Source organism: Collinsella sp. AM13-34 (genome assembly GCF_003473055.1).
In the GTDB taxonomy this organism is placed as follows: Bacteria; Actinomycetota; Coriobacteriia; order Coriobacteriales; family Coriobacteriaceae; genus Collinsella.
The window spans coordinates 39,599-56,026 of sequence record NZ_QRLE01000012.1 but is presented as its reverse complement, the minus strand read 5'-3'; the positions used below and the strand labels follow the sequence as shown (position 1 = coordinate 56,026).

General features: G+C 60.5%; 13 protein-coding genes and 1 tRNA gene. 6 read left to right on the top strand and 8 right to left on the bottom strand.

The window, feature by feature from the left end; translation table 11 throughout:
* Positions 1-192 precede the first annotated feature (192 nt).
* The gene (locus DW151_RS06385) at positions 193-1,206 is read left to right on the top strand and encodes an asparaginase (protein WP_118334963.1); all 1,014 of its coding nucleotides are present in this window, start codon (positions 193-195) and stop codon (positions 1,204-1,206) included.
* A 22-nt stretch (positions 1,207-1,228) separates the two neighbouring features.
* Here DW151_RS06385 and DW151_RS10915 read toward each other — a convergent pair whose 3' ends face one another.
* Positions 1,229-1,447 carry a helix-turn-helix domain-containing protein gene (locus tag DW151_RS10915; RefSeq protein ID WP_035136926.1) on the bottom strand — a complete coding sequence of 73 codons (219 nt, stop codon included), beginning with the start codon at positions 1,445-1,447 and terminating at the stop codon, positions 1,229-1,231.
* A gap of 76 nt (positions 1,448-1,523) precedes the next feature.
* On the opposite strand from DW151_RS10915, the gene DW151_RS06375 reads away from it, so the two are divergent.
* Positions 1,524-1,913, top strand: coding sequence for a hypothetical protein (locus DW151_RS06375; RefSeq protein ID WP_117563606.1), 390 nt, complete (start codon positions 1,524-1,526; stop codon positions 1,911-1,913).
* A gap of 9 nt (positions 1,914-1,922) precedes the next feature.
* Here DW151_RS06375 and DW151_RS06370 read toward each other — a convergent pair whose 3' ends face one another.
* The 6 genes from DW151_RS06370 to DW151_RS06345 all read right to left on the bottom strand — a co-directional run bounded on the left by DW151_RS06370 (position 1,923) and on the right by DW151_RS06345 (position 8,502).
* Positions 1,923-2,306, bottom strand: coding sequence for a DUF1648 domain-containing protein (locus tag DW151_RS06370; protein ID WP_117800541.1), 384 nt, complete (start codon positions 2,304-2,306; stop codon positions 1,923-1,925).
* An 11-nt stretch (positions 2,307-2,317) separates the two neighbouring features.
* On the bottom strand, positions 2,318-3,394 hold the full coding sequence (ychF, locus tag DW151_RS06365; RefSeq protein WP_035136922.1) for a redox-regulated ATPase YchF: 1,077 nt from the start codon (positions 3,392-3,394) through the stop codon (positions 2,318-2,320).
* 114 nt (positions 3,395-3,508) lie between these two features.
* The gene (locus DW151_RS06360) at positions 3,509-4,762 is read right to left on the bottom strand and encodes a 4Fe-4S binding protein (RefSeq protein WP_118334962.1); all 1,254 of its coding nucleotides are present in this window, start codon (positions 4,760-4,762) and stop codon (positions 3,509-3,511) included.
* 151 nt (positions 4,763-4,913) lie between these two features.
* The gene (locus DW151_RS06355) at positions 4,914-5,981 is read right to left on the bottom strand and encodes a glycerol dehydrogenase (RefSeq protein WP_118334960.1); all 1,068 of its coding nucleotides are present in this window, start codon (positions 5,979-5,981) and stop codon (positions 4,914-4,916) included.
* 113 nt (positions 5,982-6,094) lie between these two features.
* Positions 6,095-7,195, bottom strand: a complete 1,101-nt coding sequence (locus DW151_RS06350; RefSeq protein WP_117563611.1) for a glycerol dehydrogenase — start codon at positions 7,193-7,195, stop codon at positions 6,095-6,097.
* 83 nt (positions 7,196-7,278) lie between these two features.
* Positions 7,279-8,502: an iron-containing alcohol dehydrogenase gene (locus DW151_RS06345; RefSeq protein WP_089572776.1), complete on the bottom strand. Its 1,224-nt coding sequence runs from the start codon at positions 8,500-8,502 to the stop codon at positions 7,279-7,281.
* Between the two features lie 500 nt (positions 8,503-9,002).
* Here DW151_RS06345 and DW151_RS06340 point away from each other — a divergent pair, with 500 nt between their 5' ends.
* The 4 genes from DW151_RS06340 to DW151_RS06320 all read left to right on the top strand — a co-directional run bounded on the left by DW151_RS06340 (position 9,003) and on the right by DW151_RS06320 (position 13,522).
* Positions 9,003-10,079 (top strand): hypothetical protein, encoded by a 1,077-nt coding sequence (locus DW151_RS06340; RefSeq protein WP_117640114.1) that lies wholly within the window; start codon positions 9,003-9,005, stop codon positions 10,077-10,079.
* The gene (locus DW151_RS06335; RefSeq protein WP_117765281.1) at positions 10,079-11,122 is read left to right on the top strand and encodes a hypothetical protein; all 1,044 of its coding nucleotides are present in this window, start codon (positions 10,079-10,081) and stop codon (positions 11,120-11,122) included. The genes DW151_RS06340 and DW151_RS06335 overlap by 1 nt, the downstream gene beginning before the upstream one ends.
* Before the next feature lie 45 nt (positions 11,123-11,167).
* Positions 11,168-13,345 (top strand): MurT ligase domain-containing protein, encoded by a 2,178-nt coding sequence (locus DW151_RS10660; protein WP_199577654.1) that lies wholly within the window; start codon positions 11,168-11,170, stop codon positions 13,343-13,345.
* 100 nt (positions 13,346-13,445) lie between these two features.
* Positions 13,446-13,522 (top strand) — tRNA-Glu (locus DW151_RS06320).
* 447 nt (positions 13,523-13,969) lie between these two features.
* On the opposite strand, the gene DW151_RS06315 is transcribed toward DW151_RS06320, so the two are convergent.
* Positions 13,970-16,057 (bottom strand): glutamine synthetase III, encoded by a 2,088-nt coding sequence (locus tag DW151_RS06315; protein WP_118334959.1) that lies wholly within the window; start codon positions 16,055-16,057, stop codon positions 13,970-13,972.
* Between the last annotated feature and the right edge of the window lie 371 nt (positions 16,058-16,428).

Below are 16,428 nucleotides of genomic sequence, written 5' to 3'. Positions count from 1 at the left end.
TTATATGGGGTTTCTCGTCCCTCGCAGCCATCAGCGCACGGCAAACGCACGACCTGGGCCCCTGTTTGACGACAATTGAAGTGTTACCAAACGTTACGGATGATGTAATACGTTTGAACATTGGACGCCCTGTGCCACAATACTGCCGAACGACTCCGCCTTTGCGGCGGCAAATACGATAGGAATACCAGCATGAAGCGCATCCTTCTCATCGCCACGGGCGGCACCATCGCATCAACCGAGGACGGCAATGGCCTCTCCCCCGCCCTGACCGGTGAGGAGCTCGCCCAGAGCGTCCCCGAGATCTCGGGTCTCTGCGAGCTCGACGTGGTGCAGCCCATGAACATCGACAGCACCAATATGCGCCCCAGCGACTGGATGCGCATCCGCGACGTCATCGTCGAGGGTTATGCCGACCACGACGGTTTCGTGATTCTGCACGGCACCGACACCATGAGCTACACCGCGGCAGCGCTTTCCTACCTGATTCAGGACAGCCCCAAGCCCATCGTACTCACCGGCTCGCAAAAGCCCATGGGCAACCCCTTTACCGACGCCAAGCTCAACTTGTACCAGAGCCTGCTCTATGCGCTCGACGAGCACTCGCACGACGTCTCGATCGTGTTTGGTGGCGTCGCCATTGCCGGCACGCGTGCCCGCAAGCAGCGCACCATGAGCTTTAACGCGTTCATCAGCGTCAACTATCCGCCCATTGCCTACATCCGCAACGACCGCATCGTGCGCAACGGGCTTCACGGCACGCATCAGGGCGAAAACCCGGTGCGTTTCTACGACAGCATCGACCCGCGCGTATTTGTACTCAAGCTTACGCCCGGCGTAAACCCGGGCATCCTCGAAGCCCTTGCCGATAGCTACGATGCTGTAATCCTGGAGACCTTTGGCATTGGCGGTATTCCCGAGTTTGGTGAGTCGGGCGAGTCGTTCCAAGAGGCAATTTTCCGCTGGGTCGATTCGGGCCGCACCGTCGTTATGACTACGCAGGTCCCCGAAGAGGGCCTCGATCTGGGCGTTTATGAGGTCGGCCGTGCTTACGCCGATCATCCGGGCATTCTGCGCGGCGACGATATGACAACCGAGACGCTCGTGGCCAAAACCATGTGGGCACTCGGCCAGTCACGCGATGCCGCCGAAATCCAGCGCCTGTTCTACAGCCAAGTCAACCACGACCGCATCCCGATGGCGTAATTCAGTTGTCGACGGGTATCCCCTATTCGATACCCTCGAGAAGCTCTGACACCGTCATGCCGAGTGCGGGCGCGATCTTAAATAGAACCTTGAGCGTGAAATTTGCCGTCCCATCTTCGATTCGGTCGAGGTAGGGTCGGCTGATTCCTGTCGCCACACAAAAATCAACCTTGGAGATACCAAGGTCCCTGCGTGTCTCTTCGACCCGCCTGCCAAGAATCTGTTTAGCACGTTCGTCCATGCAGACGAGTTTGAAATGGAGCCGAACATAAACGTAAACTATAGTTTACGTTTTGCCGAATACACAGGAGTTTTCTATGTCGGGTTCTTCGGTCCGCACGTACCGAGCCACGCTTCGCACAAACAGCGCACCGCCCAAGCTCGTCGTCGTTGAAGCAGAATGTCTTTCGCCCGATGAGCGCACAGCATTTGCATTGCTATCAAGTCGCGTAGCCGCCGTTCTGGTCCCTTGCCCGGCGCAAGGCGAACTTGCCATCCAATGCCAAGCGCACAGCTGCTCGCTCAATCAGGCTGCCGTAATCGCAACCAGCCAACGCGGTCTGCCCCTTCTCCTGGAAGCCGGTACCGCGCTCACCCTTCGCGGCGCCGGATACGAAAACGAGGCCGCCGCCGACATGGTCTTTAAACCACGATCGAGCGGCGGCCTCGCAGCAGCCATCGAATATGCTTGCAGGCTCGTTGCCTAAAGGCGCAAGCTAAAAGCCCAGGCCAAAGCCCATACCGGTAATCGCCGAATACATAAAGTAGACGTTGATTACGTTGAGAAACACACCCGTGATGCAGCCGTTTCGCAGGTAGCGCTCGCACACGATGCGCGCCATGGCGGCGGATTCCTCATTGTTCTTTGCCTGGCGTCCCGCCGTAAAGTACGTCGCCACGCTCAGCAGCAAGTTGAGCACCGGCAGCGCCAGCAACTCGTAGCTCTTGCCCCAGCGCGTCGCCTCGCCGGCAGCATTAAACTTTGTTGCTACCTCGGGACCAATGTTGGGGATAACACACGCTGCGACCACCAGCGGAATCACCGCAAGTACGAGCAGCGCAATACCCATGTAGCCAGCTTTTTTGCCATATTTAAACATATGCGTCGTCCTTATACGTTAAAGCGGAAGTGCACGACGTCGCCATCGGCCATGACATAGTCCTTGCCCTCAATACGCAGCTTGCCGGCAGCCTTGGCGCCCTGCTCGCCACCGAGCTCGATGTAGTCGTCGTAGCCAATGACCTCGGCCTTAATAAAGCCGCGCTCAAAGTCGGTGTGGATGACACCGGCAGCCTGCGGAGCGGTCGCACCCTGACGCACCGTCCAGGCCTTGACCTCCATCTCGCCAGCCGTAAAGAACGACTGCAGGCCGAGCAGCTTGTAGGCTGCCTGCGCGAGCACGTCCAGACCGGGCTGCTCCAGGCCCAGGCTCTCCAGGTAGTCGGCGGCGTCCTCGGGATCGAGCTCGGAAAGCTCGGCCTCGATCTTGGCGCAGATCGGCAGCGGCTTGACGCCGTCGATGGGCGCCAGGTCGTCGTTGAGCATATCCTCGTCCACGTTGGCCACATACAGGATGGGCTTCATGGTGAGCAGGAACAGACCCTTGGCGGCAGCACGCTCCTCGTCGGTCATCTCCATGGACGCGGCGCGCTTACCCTCGTTGAGCCAGGCGAGTAGGCGCTTGGCGACCTCGAACTTGGGCATGAGCTCCTTGTCGCGCTTGGCCTCCTTCTCGAGCTTGGGCAGTTGCTTCTCGAGCGTACCCATGTCGGCCAGGATGAGCTCGGTCATGATGGTGTCGGCGTCACCGGCGGGGTCGACGAACTCGCCGGTGCGGCCCACTTCGCGCATAACGTTGGGATCCTTAAAGTAGCGAACGACCTCGCAGATGGCGTCGGTCTCGCGGATGTTTGCCAAGAACTGGTTGCCCAGACCCTCGCCCTCGTTAGCGCCCTTCACCAGACCTGCGATGTCGACGAACTCGACCGTTGCCGGCACAATGCGGCCGGGGTTGACGATGTCGGCGAGCTTTTGCAGGCGGCTATCGGGCACGTCGACGATACCCACGTTGGGGTCGATCGTGGCAAACGGGTAGTTGGCGGCAAGGCCGGTCTTTTTGGTAAGCGCGGTGAACAGCGTCGACTTGCCTACGTTGGGCAGGCCCACGATACCGATGGAAAGGGACACGACAGCTCCTTTTGGTACAGGTACTTCAAACTGCATAAGTATAGCGCCGCCGTGGCATCTGGGCGAACCCGGACGCCACGGCGGCGCTAATGAAGCAGAGATAGGGGTCGCTGACTAGTCTGCGAGCTTTTCCACCTGATCGAGCATCTTATCGAGCTTGGCCTTTGCCTCGGCCTTGACCTTCTCGGCCTCCTCGTGAGCCTTCGCCTTCTGGGCAGCCTTTTCCTCGGCCTCGGGGTCGACGACAACCAGATTGGACGCGTCGTGTTGAACCAGCTTGAGCGCATGCTCGGGACAAACCTTGACACAGGCGCCACAGCCTAAACAATACGTGGACTCCAGTGCAAAGCGGCCGCTTCCCACCAAATCGCAGGCGGACGTGGGGCACGCGTTAACGCACTCGCCGCACGACGTGCACTTGTCAAAATCGCATTCCGGCGTGCTCACCTGCATGTTCTGGGCAAGCTCGGGGTGGTTTTGCAGCGTCGAGAGCACCAGCTGTCGTCCATGCGTGAGCGAGCGGCGACGCTTGGTCGTCGTGGTGCCGCACATGGTGTTGAGCGTGCGCTCCAGCTGGGTGATCTGATGGCGATGGGCTTTGAGCTTCTGCGTCACCGAGGCCAGCGCCGCCGTCGCCGGGTTGAGCTTGGTCACCGTCAGGCCCGTGGTGCGGGCGATCTTTTCCATGTATTCCTTGCGCTCGTACTCGCGGCGCTTATGGCATTTGAGGCTCTTGGGGTCGACCTCCAGGCCCATACCCGTACCAGCCCATTCCTCGGCCTTCGCAATCGCCTCGCCCAGCATGTCCTCGCCACCGGTGTTGCGGCATTTATCGCACACGCCCAGCGGCAGATACACACTCACGTTGGGATAGTCGGCCAGCACCGAGAACCAGGTCTCGGCTGTAATATCGCCCACGCAGGCAACGACGACCTCGTTCTCGCGCGGCATGCGCTTAAGGGCGCGCGTGCAGGTAACGTAGGCGGTCTCGTGACTTGTAGCCGCCGAGACAATGTCGTCATACAGGTTTTTGGGCGCCAGGCGCGGCGAGATGATCGCCTCAGTCGGACAGGCAGCGGCGCACAGGCCACACTTGCGACAGGAATCGAGGATCTCGATGGCACCTTCCTCGACCTCGATGGCGCTGACCGGACACACGTCCATGCACGCGGTGCAGCCACTCTTTTCGTTTTTGCAGGTCAAGCACGGAATGGTGTTGCCGCGCGGACGCTCCTTGTAGTCGGCAGGATTCCACTGCGGCGCCGACGGATCGAGCGCATCGGTCACACCGCCAAGCGGGTTTTTAAGAAAGTCGAAACCCTTGCTGATCTCGATAATGTCATCAAACAGATCGTGTTCCTGCGCCATGCGCGGCCCCTCCCTGAGCAGTGCAAACAAGCAAGAGATAATAATACGCTATCGGTCCACACCTCGGGCAAATTTCACGCGGCGCATCTTTGCGGCAAATAGCCCATGGCCTATCGCCGCCTCGATTGCACAAGGTCAATCAAGCGCCAAACTATGCCTCGCGCATGAGCTGCACGAGCTTTTGCCTAGTCACCTTTGCCTGTTCGTTGGCCATGTTGCGCTCGTTCTTAAAAGTTGCGTCGGCAACGCTCAGCAAATCGGCATCGGTAATCTCACCAAGCCCCAGCTCCTCAAGCGTCGTCGGCAGACCGACGCGCTGGCAAAACTCGAGCACCTGATCAAGCTCGGGCGCACGCTCCAGGCGCAGCTGCACCACCAGACCAAATGCCACGGCCTCACCATGCATGGCCTTGCACTCGGGCAGGATCGTCAGACCGTTGGCGATGGCATGCGCCAACGCCAAGCCACCACTCTCAAAACCGACGCCCGAGAGCAGAATATTGCACTCGATCAGACGCTCAACCGCCGGCGATGTACGGCCCTTTTTGAGATCGCGCTTGGCAGCGACACCGCATTCCATGAGCGTGTCGTAGCAGGAACGTGCCGCGACCAGGGCCAAGTGCCCCGGCGCGCCACCGTGCTCGTTGGCGCCGTGCGCCGCGGCGCACGAACGCGCCTCGAAGTACGTTGCCAGCGCATCGCCCATACCAGCAACCGTCATACGCAGTGGGGCCGCCGCGACCACGTTGGTATCGACCACGACCAGGTCTGGATTCTTCTCGAGCATCAGGTAGCGGTCGAACGACCCATCCTCGTGATACAGCACCGAAATCGCGCTGCACGGACCGTCCATCGAAGCCGCCGTGGGGCATACGCACAACGGCAACTCGGCATAAAACGCTACTGCCTTGGCGATATCGAGCATCTTGCCGCCGCCAATACCCACCACCATGTCGCAATACTCGGCCCGGGCTTCCTTAGCCATTTTTACAACGGCCTCTTCCGTACACGGACCGTCATAAATCTTAAAGAACGGCTCACTCAGATCTTCATCCAGAAATCCATCGACGATCTGCCTGCACAGCCGATCCTCGGTGCCCTGGTCAAACAAGACATAGGCAGCGCAGCCCAACCATGACAAATACCTGCCCTGACGCGAAAGTTCGCCCGGCCCCTGAACATACCGGCCGGGACCGCCATAAACCATAGGAAGCGCCATACGAGAATCCGCCCTTCATCAAACAACGATTGGTGCAAAGTAACCTGCCCCCTTTGCACCATAGCAAAAAGGGGCAAAGCCATCTGCCGGCTTTGACCCTTCCTTACCTTAGTTTACTCATCCATGAGGTAGTAGTGACCCAGTGCGTCGGCACCCAGAATGGCGTTTGCGACCATCTCGGGCGTCACCTCAAACGGCATGTTGCACATGGTGTCATCGGGCGCGCAGGCGGCCTCGGCAACAATCATGGCCTGCTCGCGCGTAAGCTCGGCAACGCCAAGTTCCTTCATCGTGACCGGCAGGCCCAGCTCAATGCAGAAGCCCAAGACTTCCTCGAGTTTCTCAGTCGGAGCATCCTCGAGTACCAGCTGAACGATGGTGCCAAAGGCGACCTTCTCGCCGTGATACATGCCGTGGCACTCGGGCAGCATCGTCAGGCCATTGTGGATGGCATGAGCAGCAGCAAGGCCCGAGCTCTCAAAGCCAATACCGGAGAGCAGCGTGTTGGCCTCGATGATATGCTCGACGGCAGGCGTGAGCGCACCCTTCTCCAGCGCAACCTTGGCCTTGACGCCATCGGCCATGAGCGTCTCGTAGCAAAGCTTGGCGAGCGCCAGACCGGCCATGCCGCCCTTGCCGCCAGCGCAGGTGCCACCGTCGGCATCATGCGTCGCCTGGGCCTCAAAGTAGGTTGCGAGCGCATCGCCCATACCGGAAACCGTCAGGCGCACCGGGCTCGCCGCGATAACCGTCGTGTCCATAAGGACAATGTTGGGGTTTGCCTTAAGGAAGAGATACTTGTCGAACTGGCCGTCATCGGTATAGAGCACCGAAAGCGCCGAACACGGGGCATCGGTCGAAGCAATGGTGGGGCAAATGATAACCGGGGACTCCAGGTAATAGGCGACGGCCTTCGCGGTGTCGAGGATCTTGCCGCCACCGACGCCGACGATGATGTCGCAACCGTTGTCGCGAGCGAGCGCAACCAGGCGATCGACCTCGCCCTTGGAGCACTCACCGTTAAAGTCCTCAAACAGCAGCTCGGCCTTAGCCTCGGCAAAACCACCCTCGATCTTGGCACCGACGCGCTTCTTGCCCGAAGGCGTCACGATGACGAGGGCCTTAGCGCCGAGCGGCTCGACATAGGAGCCGAGCTTGGCGAGCTCGTCCGGACCCTGGATGTACTTGCTGGGGCTATTGAAAATTGCAGCCATAACTATCCCATTCTCTAAAAGAAAAAAGAAAGGGGCTCCGTACGGATACGTGCGGAGCCCCTCGTTACGATAACAAGAGTCGATTAGAAATCGATGTCGGTGTCGTAGTAGCAGGCCTTGAGGATCTTCTCGAAGTCGGCAGCCTTGGTCTCACGCGGGTTCTCGGGCGTGCAGGCGTCGGTCTCGGCGTTCGCAGCGATCTCGGGCAGCTTGGCGAGGAACTCCTCCTCGGAAACCATCTGCGGGTTCTCGGCGTCGACCTTCACGCCACCATTCGCGTAATCCTTGATGGACTGCGGAATGTTGAGCTGGTCATTGAGGTCGCGAATCTTCTGGACGAGCGCAGCGATGAGCTCCTCGTTGGTCTCGCCGGGAAGGTGCAGGATCTCCTTGGCCACGTAAGCGTAACGCTCAGCAGCACGCGGGTCCTTGGAGTTCCACTGGATAACCTTGCCCAGGTACATGGCGTTAGCGGCACCGTGGATGATGTGGCCGTTCTCGAAGGCAGCACCGGTCTTGTGAGCCATGGAGTGAACGATGCCGAGCAGGCCCGAGGAGAAGGCGATACCGGCGATGCACTGAGCCTCGTGCATGTGCTGACGGGCCTCATGGTCGCCAGCATAGGACTTGGGCAGCCACTCGACGATCTCGCGGATGCCGTGCAGGGCGTTGGCGTCGGTGAACATAGAGGCGCAGGTGGAAACGTAGGCCTCCATGCAGTGGGTCAGAGCATCCATGCCGGTGTGAGCGCACAGCTTGGCGGGCATGGTGTAGGTGAGCTCGGGGTCGACGATGGCGACATCAGGGGTGATGTTGAAGTCGGCCAGCGGGTACTTGATGCCCTTGGCGTAGTCGGTAATGACGGAGAACGCGGTGACCTCGGTAGCGGTGCCGGAGGTAGAGGAGATGGCGCAGAAATGAGCCTTCTGACGCAGCTCCGGGAAGCTGAACGGCTGGATGATGTTATCGAAGGACTCCTCGGGATACTCGTAGAAGACCCACATGGCCTTAGCGGCATCGATGGGCGAGCCGCCACCGATGGCGATAATCCAGTCGGGCTCGAACTCGCGCATGGCCTCGGCGCCCTTCATGACCGTCTCGATGGACGGGTCGGACTCGACGCCCTCGAACAGCTTGACCTCGAAACCGCCTTCCTTAAGGTCGTTCTCGACGTCCTGCAGGAACCCGCCGCGGCGCATAGAGCTGCCGCCAGAAACGATGATGGCCTTCTTGCCCTTGAGGTTCTTCACCTCGTGGCGAGCGCCCTCACCAAAGTACAGATCGCGAGGATTGGTAAAACGTCCCATACTGTGCCTCCTAAACAAGCCCCTCTTAGACTTGCGTATATAACGGAGCACCCGATTGGCTCCGTTAGGACCGTTTTGCGCGTTGCCGGCGATGACAATGCGCGATGTCTAAACGTCTCAACGCTCAGACAAACACTATTCTACCGTTCTGGTTGGTCAGTTATTCACCTAAAGCCGACAATGATGAAACGTTTTTTCTATCCCTGAAGACCCTTGTGGGGCATTCATACTCCCAAGCTGGGCAAACGTTTTATCAAGGTTGACCACATATCCCGGGCAGGACTGTGCCCCTCCAAAATGCGCCCCGTTCGCCGCCAAAAATCGACCGTTTGCGGCACCGTGATACCACTCAGTCGTCCAAGGTGCCGACATTTGTGCGACATCCGTCTTCGTGGTGCAAAGGTGCATGTCCAAGTGCGGCACCCCCGGTGTGCCACATGCGGGTAAACTAGAACTTTATATAGAGACATTTGAACCCTAACCGCAGCAAAGGAGGCCCCATGGCATTCGATCCCATTCAAGAGGATTGCCATCGCCTCGTTCTTGAGGCCTTGCGCCGCGACAATATCCCGCTCACCGACGGCCCCGCCGTCGAGCGTCTGATGGAGCAATTCACCCGCAACCCCGCGCCGCTCATCGTGCACGACCGCGACCGCGCCGGGCACCTCATTGCCAAGGTGGTCGAGGCTGTCGACTACCGCATCCCCTTTATCCCCGACGACGCCCAGGCAGAGCAAGAAGAAGCCGCAGCCGAGAACATGCTCCGCGAGGCAGCCGCGCTCGATCCGGCCAACTGGGATGCCCAGCGCATGCTGACGGCGCTCACCGCCGAATCCAACGAGGAATACGTACAGTACCTGGTGTCCAAGTGCGATGAAGTCGAACACGACCTGGCGCTCAAGATCGCCTCGGCTCAGGACCCCTACGAGCGTGAGGCCGCTGGCGACCTCACGCGCCGCCCCTATCTGCGCTGGCTTGCCGCCTTGGCATCGCGCGCCCTCATTAGCGGCCGCTATCGCATGTCGCTCGAAGCCGCAAATCGCAGCTTGGACTTTGCGCCCAACGACCCCGCTGGTGTCCGCCACACCGCGATGCTCGCCATGGCAAAGCTCGAATACCCCGCCGAGGAGCTCAAGCGCTTTCGCTCCGCTCACTCCGTGCCGTACCTCGCGAATACCCCGCTGCGCCGCCGTCCCAAGGATGCAGAGCGCGACTTGGACCCGTGGACGCTCATCGCACTGATGAGCGCAGCCTGGCGCGAGCTGGACTACGAGGGTGCCGAACACTACCTGCGTATCCTTGTGCGTTCGTGCCCCCACGCCGCCGAGGCGCTCTACTTCCAAACCGAGTTTCCCGATGGCGTCTATGCCCGCGTTAACGTGGGCGTGGGCTCGACCGACGAGCTTGTCCTTGCATTGTCCGAGGCGACGCCGGTACTGCAGGAGGGCCTGGGCGCTCCCGACAACGCCAGCTTTGCCGCCTGGATCGCCACCAACGACATCGTGCGTTCCCAGATCGACGAGCGCATACTGCGGGCGGCCGAGCAGGGCTTGCCGTTTAAGGGAGGAGACCTCTAATGGATCCGAGCGTCTACATCCCCGCCTACCTGGAGCGCACCTATCTGGCGTCGCACCCCGAGCTCACCGATGCAGCACGCGAGCTTGTCCATAACGACATTAGCGCGAATCCCCAAAAGTATGCGCAGTCCGAGCATGCTCAGGCGCTGCTGTCCTATGCCGGTGTTCATCGCCACCTGCTCGACGAGCTCCATCGCATCGAGGACATGGGCAGCGACGAGGAGTTTGAGCAGACGCGCAACCGCCTGTTCGACGATATGCGTGATGAGCTGCTCAAGATCGTCCGCATCGATGCGCTGGCCGTCGATGCCCAGCTGCTCGCCATCATTTTGGCGGACACGCCCGTCGACGCCTGCCTGGGCGACCTGATGAAGCTCGAGACGAGCACGGCCGACTACTTGCAACAGGGCGTGCCCGGGTTTGATATGGAGGTCCCGCACTACTGGGCCAATAATGTTTTGGCCGACGGTGTCACCGCAGCGGACCTTACCGTGAGCGAGCCGGCCCTTATCGGGTGGCTTCACACACTCGAGGCCATCTCGCAGCTGTGCATGGCGAGCGCTCGTTACCGCGCCGCTGCCAACTATGCTCGCCGCGTTCTTAAGGCGGAAGGCTATCCTACCCGGGCCGCCGGCACCGTGCTGCTCGCCCTCGCCCGCCTAGAAGACCAGGACGGCTTTTTTGCCCTGGCCCACCAGCTCGAGGAGCAGATGGGGGCAGACGCACTCGAAAACTCTCCTTGGTACCTGCTCGCCCGCACGATCTTGCTGTTCAAAACGAACAAGATGCGCCCGGCGACGCGCGCGCTGCGTGAGTTCGCTAACCGTTGCGAGGGCGGCGCGTTCTTCTTGCTGAACCCCATGTACCAGACGCCGTATCTTCCCTGCCGACCCGAGCCGCGCGACCCCTGGGACCTCTCGCACCAGGCGGTTTGGGAAGCCGACGGTATTATCTCGGACACCCCCGACTTTGCCCCCTGGGCCAACGCCTGCGAAGATGTATCGCAGCTTGCCCAGGAATTTGCGCGCCGCTACGGCTTTTAGCGACGCGATCGCCCCGACCATGTCATCTATGTTAGGAACGGCTTCATGAACCTCCGCTCATCTCTCGCCTGCACCTCGAGCGATATCGCCCGCTGGGGACTGCGCTCTGTCCTCAAACGCCAGGGTGGCGTGCTTCCCGGCCGCATCGCCATGAAGATCGACCCCGAGCTGCTAAGCGACCTCGCGAGCCTGGTCGACCGCAGCGTGGTGATCACCGGTACTAATGGCAAGACCACCACCTCCAACCTCATCGCCGACGCCGTTGCCGCCAGCGGCGCCACCGTGGTATGCAACCGCGCCGGCAACAACATGGAGCCGGGCGTGGTGGGCGCACTGCTCGAGGCGCGCAGCGGCCTCAAGCGAGCCGGCGGCGGCAAGCGCGTGGGCGTTTTTGAATGCGATGAGCTCTACACCGTGCGCGTCCTACCCAAGCTCAAGCCGACGTACTTCGTGCTGCTCAACCTGTTCCGCGACCAGCTAGACCGCTACGGCGAGATCGACCATACCCAAGACGTCATTGCCCATGCGTTGGAGCTCTCTCCGGCAACAACGCTCATCTACAACGCAGACGACCCGCTGTGTGCCGCGATCGCCGCACGCGTTCCCAACACGAGCATCGCCTTTGGCATCGACGGCGCCACGGGCACCGAGTCCGATCGCATTAGCGACTCGCGTTTTTGCTCGCAGTGCAACGCGCCGCTGGAGTATGACTACGTGCAATACGGCCAGCTCGGCGCCTACCATTGCCCCTCGTGCGGCTGGGCCCGCCCTGCGCTTGTCCGTCGCGTGACGGACGTTGAGCTTACCTACGACGGCTACGAATTTGACTTGGTCTTTGGACCCAATACCGACGCACCCGCAACGCACATCGCCACGCGCTACAACGGCCTGTACATGGTCTATAACGTCGCCGCCGCCTTCTTTGCGGCGCACGAGCTGGGCGTGGACGCGGCGCACCTGCAGCCCACGCTCGATGCCTACGTGCCTGCCGGCGGACGCATGGGCCGCTGGGATATTGCCGGTCGCACCGTCGAGGCAAACCTGGCCAAGAATCCCGTGGGCTTCGATCGCCAGATCCAGTCCATTAAAACGGCAGGCGGCAGGCTCTGCGCCTTCTTCCTAAACGATAACGATGCCGACGGCCACGATGTCTCGTGGATCTACGATGTCGACTTCGAGCGCATCGCCGACACGCCGGGTCTTGTCGCCTTTGCCGGAGGCACGCGTGCGCACGACATGCAGGTACGCCTCAAGTACGCCGGCATCGATGCCGCGATTATCTCGGACGTCGCGCAGGCGATCGGCGCCGTGGCAGACGAGGCCGCCGATGACACCTTCTACGCCGTCGCCAACTACACGGCCTTCCCGCCGTTAGTCAAGGAGCTCGACGGGCTTAAAGACGACGATGCAAGCTCGATTGTCTCCCACGCCGTAACGCGCGCCGATGGTAGCGCTGTCCCCACCGATATTGCGCCGGTCGAGCTTTCGCGCCCCCTGCGCATCGTCTACCTGTATCCCGATGCGCTCAACCTCTACGCCGACGGCGGCAACGTTATCGCGCTCGAACGCCGCTGCGCCTGGCGCGGCATTCCCGTGCGTGTGGACGAAGTCCACATGGGCGAGACGCTCGACCTGACCGACGCCGACATCGTTATGATGGGCGGCGGCTCCGATCGCGACCAGCTGGCCGTGGCACACGAACTGCTCGCTCAAAAAGACAAGGTCGCGGCCTATGTTGAGGACGGCGGCACACTGCTTGCTATCTGTGGCGGCTATCAGCTGCTCGGCCGTTCGTACTATATGGGCGAAGATCGCATCGAGGGCCTGGGCGTCATTGCCGCCGAAACCGTACGCGGCTCCGACCGCCTGATCGGCAACGTCGCCGTCAAGACCGACCTGTCACCCGAGCCCTTTGTGGGATTCGAGAACCACGGCGGCCGCACCTTGCTCGATGCAGAGGCCACGCCGCTCGGAACGTCTGTCGTCACAGGCACCGGCAACAACGGCGACGATGGCTTTGAGGGCATCATCTACAAGGGTGTCATCGGCACGTACCTGCACGGGCCGGCGCTCCCCAAGAACCCCGAGCTCGCCGACTGGCTCATCACCCACGCCCTCGAGCGCCGCGGCGATGCGCAGGCCACAGCCCTGCTGCCGCTCAAGCCCCTCGACGACACCTACGAGCGCACCGCTCACGACGCCGCCATGAAGCTCCTCCCCTAACGCCCCACCACCACAAAGGAGACAGGCACCTTTGTGGTGGTTTTCCAGTTTGCCAACGATATACGCGCCGGCAAAAAAGTCTGCTATACTCTTTCCCGCTGTCCCCATCGTCTAGCGGCCAAGGACGCCACCCTTTCAAGGTGGATATCGCGGGTTCGAATCCCGCTGGGGGCACCACAGAATCTGAGAAGCCCGTTACCAATTCGGTAGCGGGCTTTTTGCTACCCATACGCCGGGATTCGAACCCCGAAGGCATAAAATCACACTGTCATCCAAGGGCCCGTGGACAAAAAATAGCAAATATGAGTACTGTTACCAATTTAGTAACAGCGATTTCATGCCATCAGAAGGCGATTTGGACACAAGGCGTCCTACGGCGGAGGAATTGCAGGCATTTATCAGCTAAGTACTTGGACATATGTTGCGTAACACTGCATATTTTGCAAAAAGATAATGCTACAGGGCTTGTGACAGTACTCATATTTGACGTTTTTTGCCCACGACCCCTTATTGCGTGGGCGAATCAGTTGCAAAGCGGGATCCAAAGCGTCCTTCGCAAACAAAAACCGGAGCCCGCGCGATGCGGACCCCGGCTCAATACCGTGACGATATGTCAGTTACGTTCTACACGTAGAACAGGATGTCGTCGTAGGTCGGGACCGGCCAGTAGTCGGCAGCCACGATCTCCTCCATGGCATCCACGGCGGCACGCAGCGTATCCATAGCGGGAACAACCTCGTGCGCGTACACGTTGGCCTGCTCCTGGCCATCGAGGGTCTCGGCCTTCTGGTGTACGGCATCGAGAGCCTTGATGGAATCGTTGATGGCGGTGATGCCGTTGCAGAGCTTGTTGAGCGTGTTCTGCTCGCACTGCATGGCAGCGTCAGCACCGGCGGCGCGGATTGTCTCCAGGCCCTTAGCGACCTTGGTGGCATAGGCGGTGATGACCGGGCGATAGGTACGACGTGCCTCGCGAATCATCGTGGTAGCCTCGATGTTCATGAGCTTGTTGTACTTCTCGAGCTTGCAGTCGTAGCGGCACTGGGCCTCGGCGCGGGTCAGAACGCCCGTCTCCTCAAAGAGCGCGATGGCCTTATCGGAAACAAAGGCAGGCAGAGCGTCGGCCGTGGTCTTGTTGTTGGCAAGGCCGCGCTTCTCGGCCTCGACGGGCCACTCGTCGGAGTAGCCGTCGCCGGAGAACAAGATGCGCTGGTGATCGGTCAGGACCTTTTTGCAGTACTCGAGCGCGGCGTCCTGGAACTTGTCCTCGGGCGTGCCCTCAAGTGCATCGGCAAAGGACTTGAGCGACTTGGCCACGGCGGCATCGAGCACCAGGTTGGAGTCGGAGACGTTCTGCTCGGAGCCGCAGGCACGGAACTCAAACTTGTTGCCGGTGAAGGCGAACGGGGAGGTGCGGTTGCGGTCGGTGTTATCCTGCATCAGCTTGGGCAGGGTGTCGGCGCCCAGGTCGAGCACGCCGCGCGTGGCGTGGACGGAAGCCTTGCCGTCGATGATCTTCTCGACGACCTCGGTAAGCTGGTCGCCCAGGAAGATGGACATAATCGCCGGAGGAGCCTCGTTGGCGCCCAGACGATGGTCGTTGCCGGCCGAGGCGACGGAAGCACGCAGGAGCTCTTGATAGTTATCGACGGCCTCGATCACCGCAGTGAGGAAGACGATGAACTGCAGGTTGTCGAGCGGGGTGTCGCCCGGATCGAGCAGATTCTCGGACTCGGTGCCAAGCGACCAGTTGTTGTGCTTGCCCGAACCGTTGATACCCTCGAACGGCTTCTCGTGCAGCAGGCAGACCAGATCGTGGCGGGAGGCGATGAGCTTCATCTTCTCCATCATGACCAGGTTCTGGTCGATGGCCTCGTTGACCTCGCCATAGACGGGGGCGAGCTCATGCTGGCAGGGGGCAACCTCGTTGTGCTTGGTCTTGGCGGGAATGCCGAGCGCCCACAGCTCGTTGTCCAGGTCCTTCATATAGGACGAGACGGTGGGGCGGATTGCGCCAAAGTAGTGCTCCTCGAGCTCCTGGCCCTTGCAGGGAGCGGCGCCAAAGAGCGTGCGGCCGGTGATGACCAGGTCCTTGCGCTTGCGGTAGGCGTCCTTCTTGATCAGGAAGTACTCCTGCTCGTCGCCTACGGAAGGAACGACCTTCTTGGGGCTCTTGCCAAACAATGCCAAAACGCGCTTGGACTCACGCGAGAGCGCGGTCATGGAGCGCAGCAGCGGGGTCTTCTTGTCCAGGGCCTCGCCCGTGTAGGAGCAGAAGGCCGTGGGGATGCACAGGACGTCGTCCTTGATAAAGGCGGGGCTGGTGGGATCCCAAGCGGTGTAGCCACGGGCCTCGAAGGTGGCACGCAGGCCGCCGTTGGGGAAGCTGGAGGCGTCCGGCTCGCCCTGGATGAGGTTCTTGCCCGTAAACTTGGTAATGGCGGTGCCGTCGTGGTTGGGCTCGAGGAAGCTGTCGTGCTTCTCGGAAGTGATGCCCGAAAGCGGCTGGAACCAGTGCGCATAGTGCGTAGCGCCCTTGGAGATGGCCCAGACCTTCATGGCGTGAGCGACGGCGTTGGCCACGTCCAGGTCGAGCGGCTCACCGTCCTCGAGGGTTGCAGCAAGGCGCTTCCAAATGTCCTTGGGGAGGTAGTCCTTCATGACTTCCTCAGAGAACACCATGGTTCCGAAGCGGTCAGTAAGTTCGGCCATACGGAACTCCCTTCGTATCGGCACCGCGTGAGAAGCGGTGTTGATTGCTAACGAACGAGTCCTAGCTTAGACTCGCCGTGTTTCCGCGACATTACCGTTATGTTGCTGTCGCGAAACCAATCAATGAGGTTACCGCATCGCGGCGGTGTTGCTGCCCTCAACAGCCAATCAACTGTATAAATTGCAGACCTCTCCCCATGGTTTAAGGATAGTCAACTTGGAACGGGGCTCTATTAACTGGTATTTCGCATCAGATACCATTCAATAGAGCCCCCATTCTACATTGACCGCTCTGTTATAGGAAATGCCGATAGCGAAGCATTTTCGATTGGTATCACCAAATAGCGAGTAAAACTCCATCGTGGCGCAGT

Bases quoted from the DNA above. Each gene is read 5' to 3' on its own strand.
- DW151_RS06385 (WP_118334963.1), top strand. From the start codon at position 193: ATGAAGCGCATCCTTCTCATCGCCACGGGCGGCACCATCGCATCAACC.
- DW151_RS10915 (WP_035136926.1), bottom strand. From the start codon at position 1,447: ATGGACGAACGTGCTAAACAGATTCTTGGCAGGCGGGTCGAAGAGACA.
- DW151_RS06375 (WP_117563606.1), top strand. From the start codon at position 1,524: ATGTCGGGTTCTTCGGTCCGCACGTACCGAGCCACGCTTCGCACAAAC.
- DW151_RS06370 (WP_117800541.1), bottom strand. From the start codon at position 2,306: ATGTTTAAATATGGCAAAAAAGCTGGCTACATGGGTATTGCGCTGCTC.
- DW151_RS06360 (WP_118334962.1), bottom strand. From the start codon at position 4,762: ATGGCGCAGGAACACGATCTGTTTGATGACATTATCGAGATCAGCAAG.
- DW151_RS06355 (WP_118334960.1), bottom strand. From the start codon at position 5,981: ATGGCGCTTCCTATGGTTTATGGCGGTCCCGGCCGGTATGTTCAGGGG.
- DW151_RS06350 (WP_117563611.1), bottom strand. From the start codon at position 7,195: ATGGCTGCAATTTTCAATAGCCCCAGCAAGTACATCCAGGGTCCGGAC.
- DW151_RS06345 (WP_089572776.1), bottom strand. From the start codon at position 8,502: ATGGGACGTTTTACCAATCCTCGCGATCTGTACTTTGGTGAGGGCGCT.
- DW151_RS06340 (WP_117640114.1), top strand. From the start codon at position 9,003: ATGGCATTCGATCCCATTCAAGAGGATTGCCATCGCCTCGTTCTTGAG.
- DW151_RS06335 (WP_117765281.1), top strand. From the start codon at position 10,079: ATGGATCCGAGCGTCTACATCCCCGCCTACCTGGAGCGCACCTATCTG.
- DW151_RS10660 (WP_199577654.1), top strand. From the start codon at position 11,168: ATGAACCTCCGCTCATCTCTCGCCTGCACCTCGAGCGATATCGCCCGC.
- DW151_RS06315 (WP_118334959.1), bottom strand. From the start codon at position 16,057: ATGGCCGAACTTACTGACCGCTTCGGAACCATGGTGTTCTCTGAGGAA.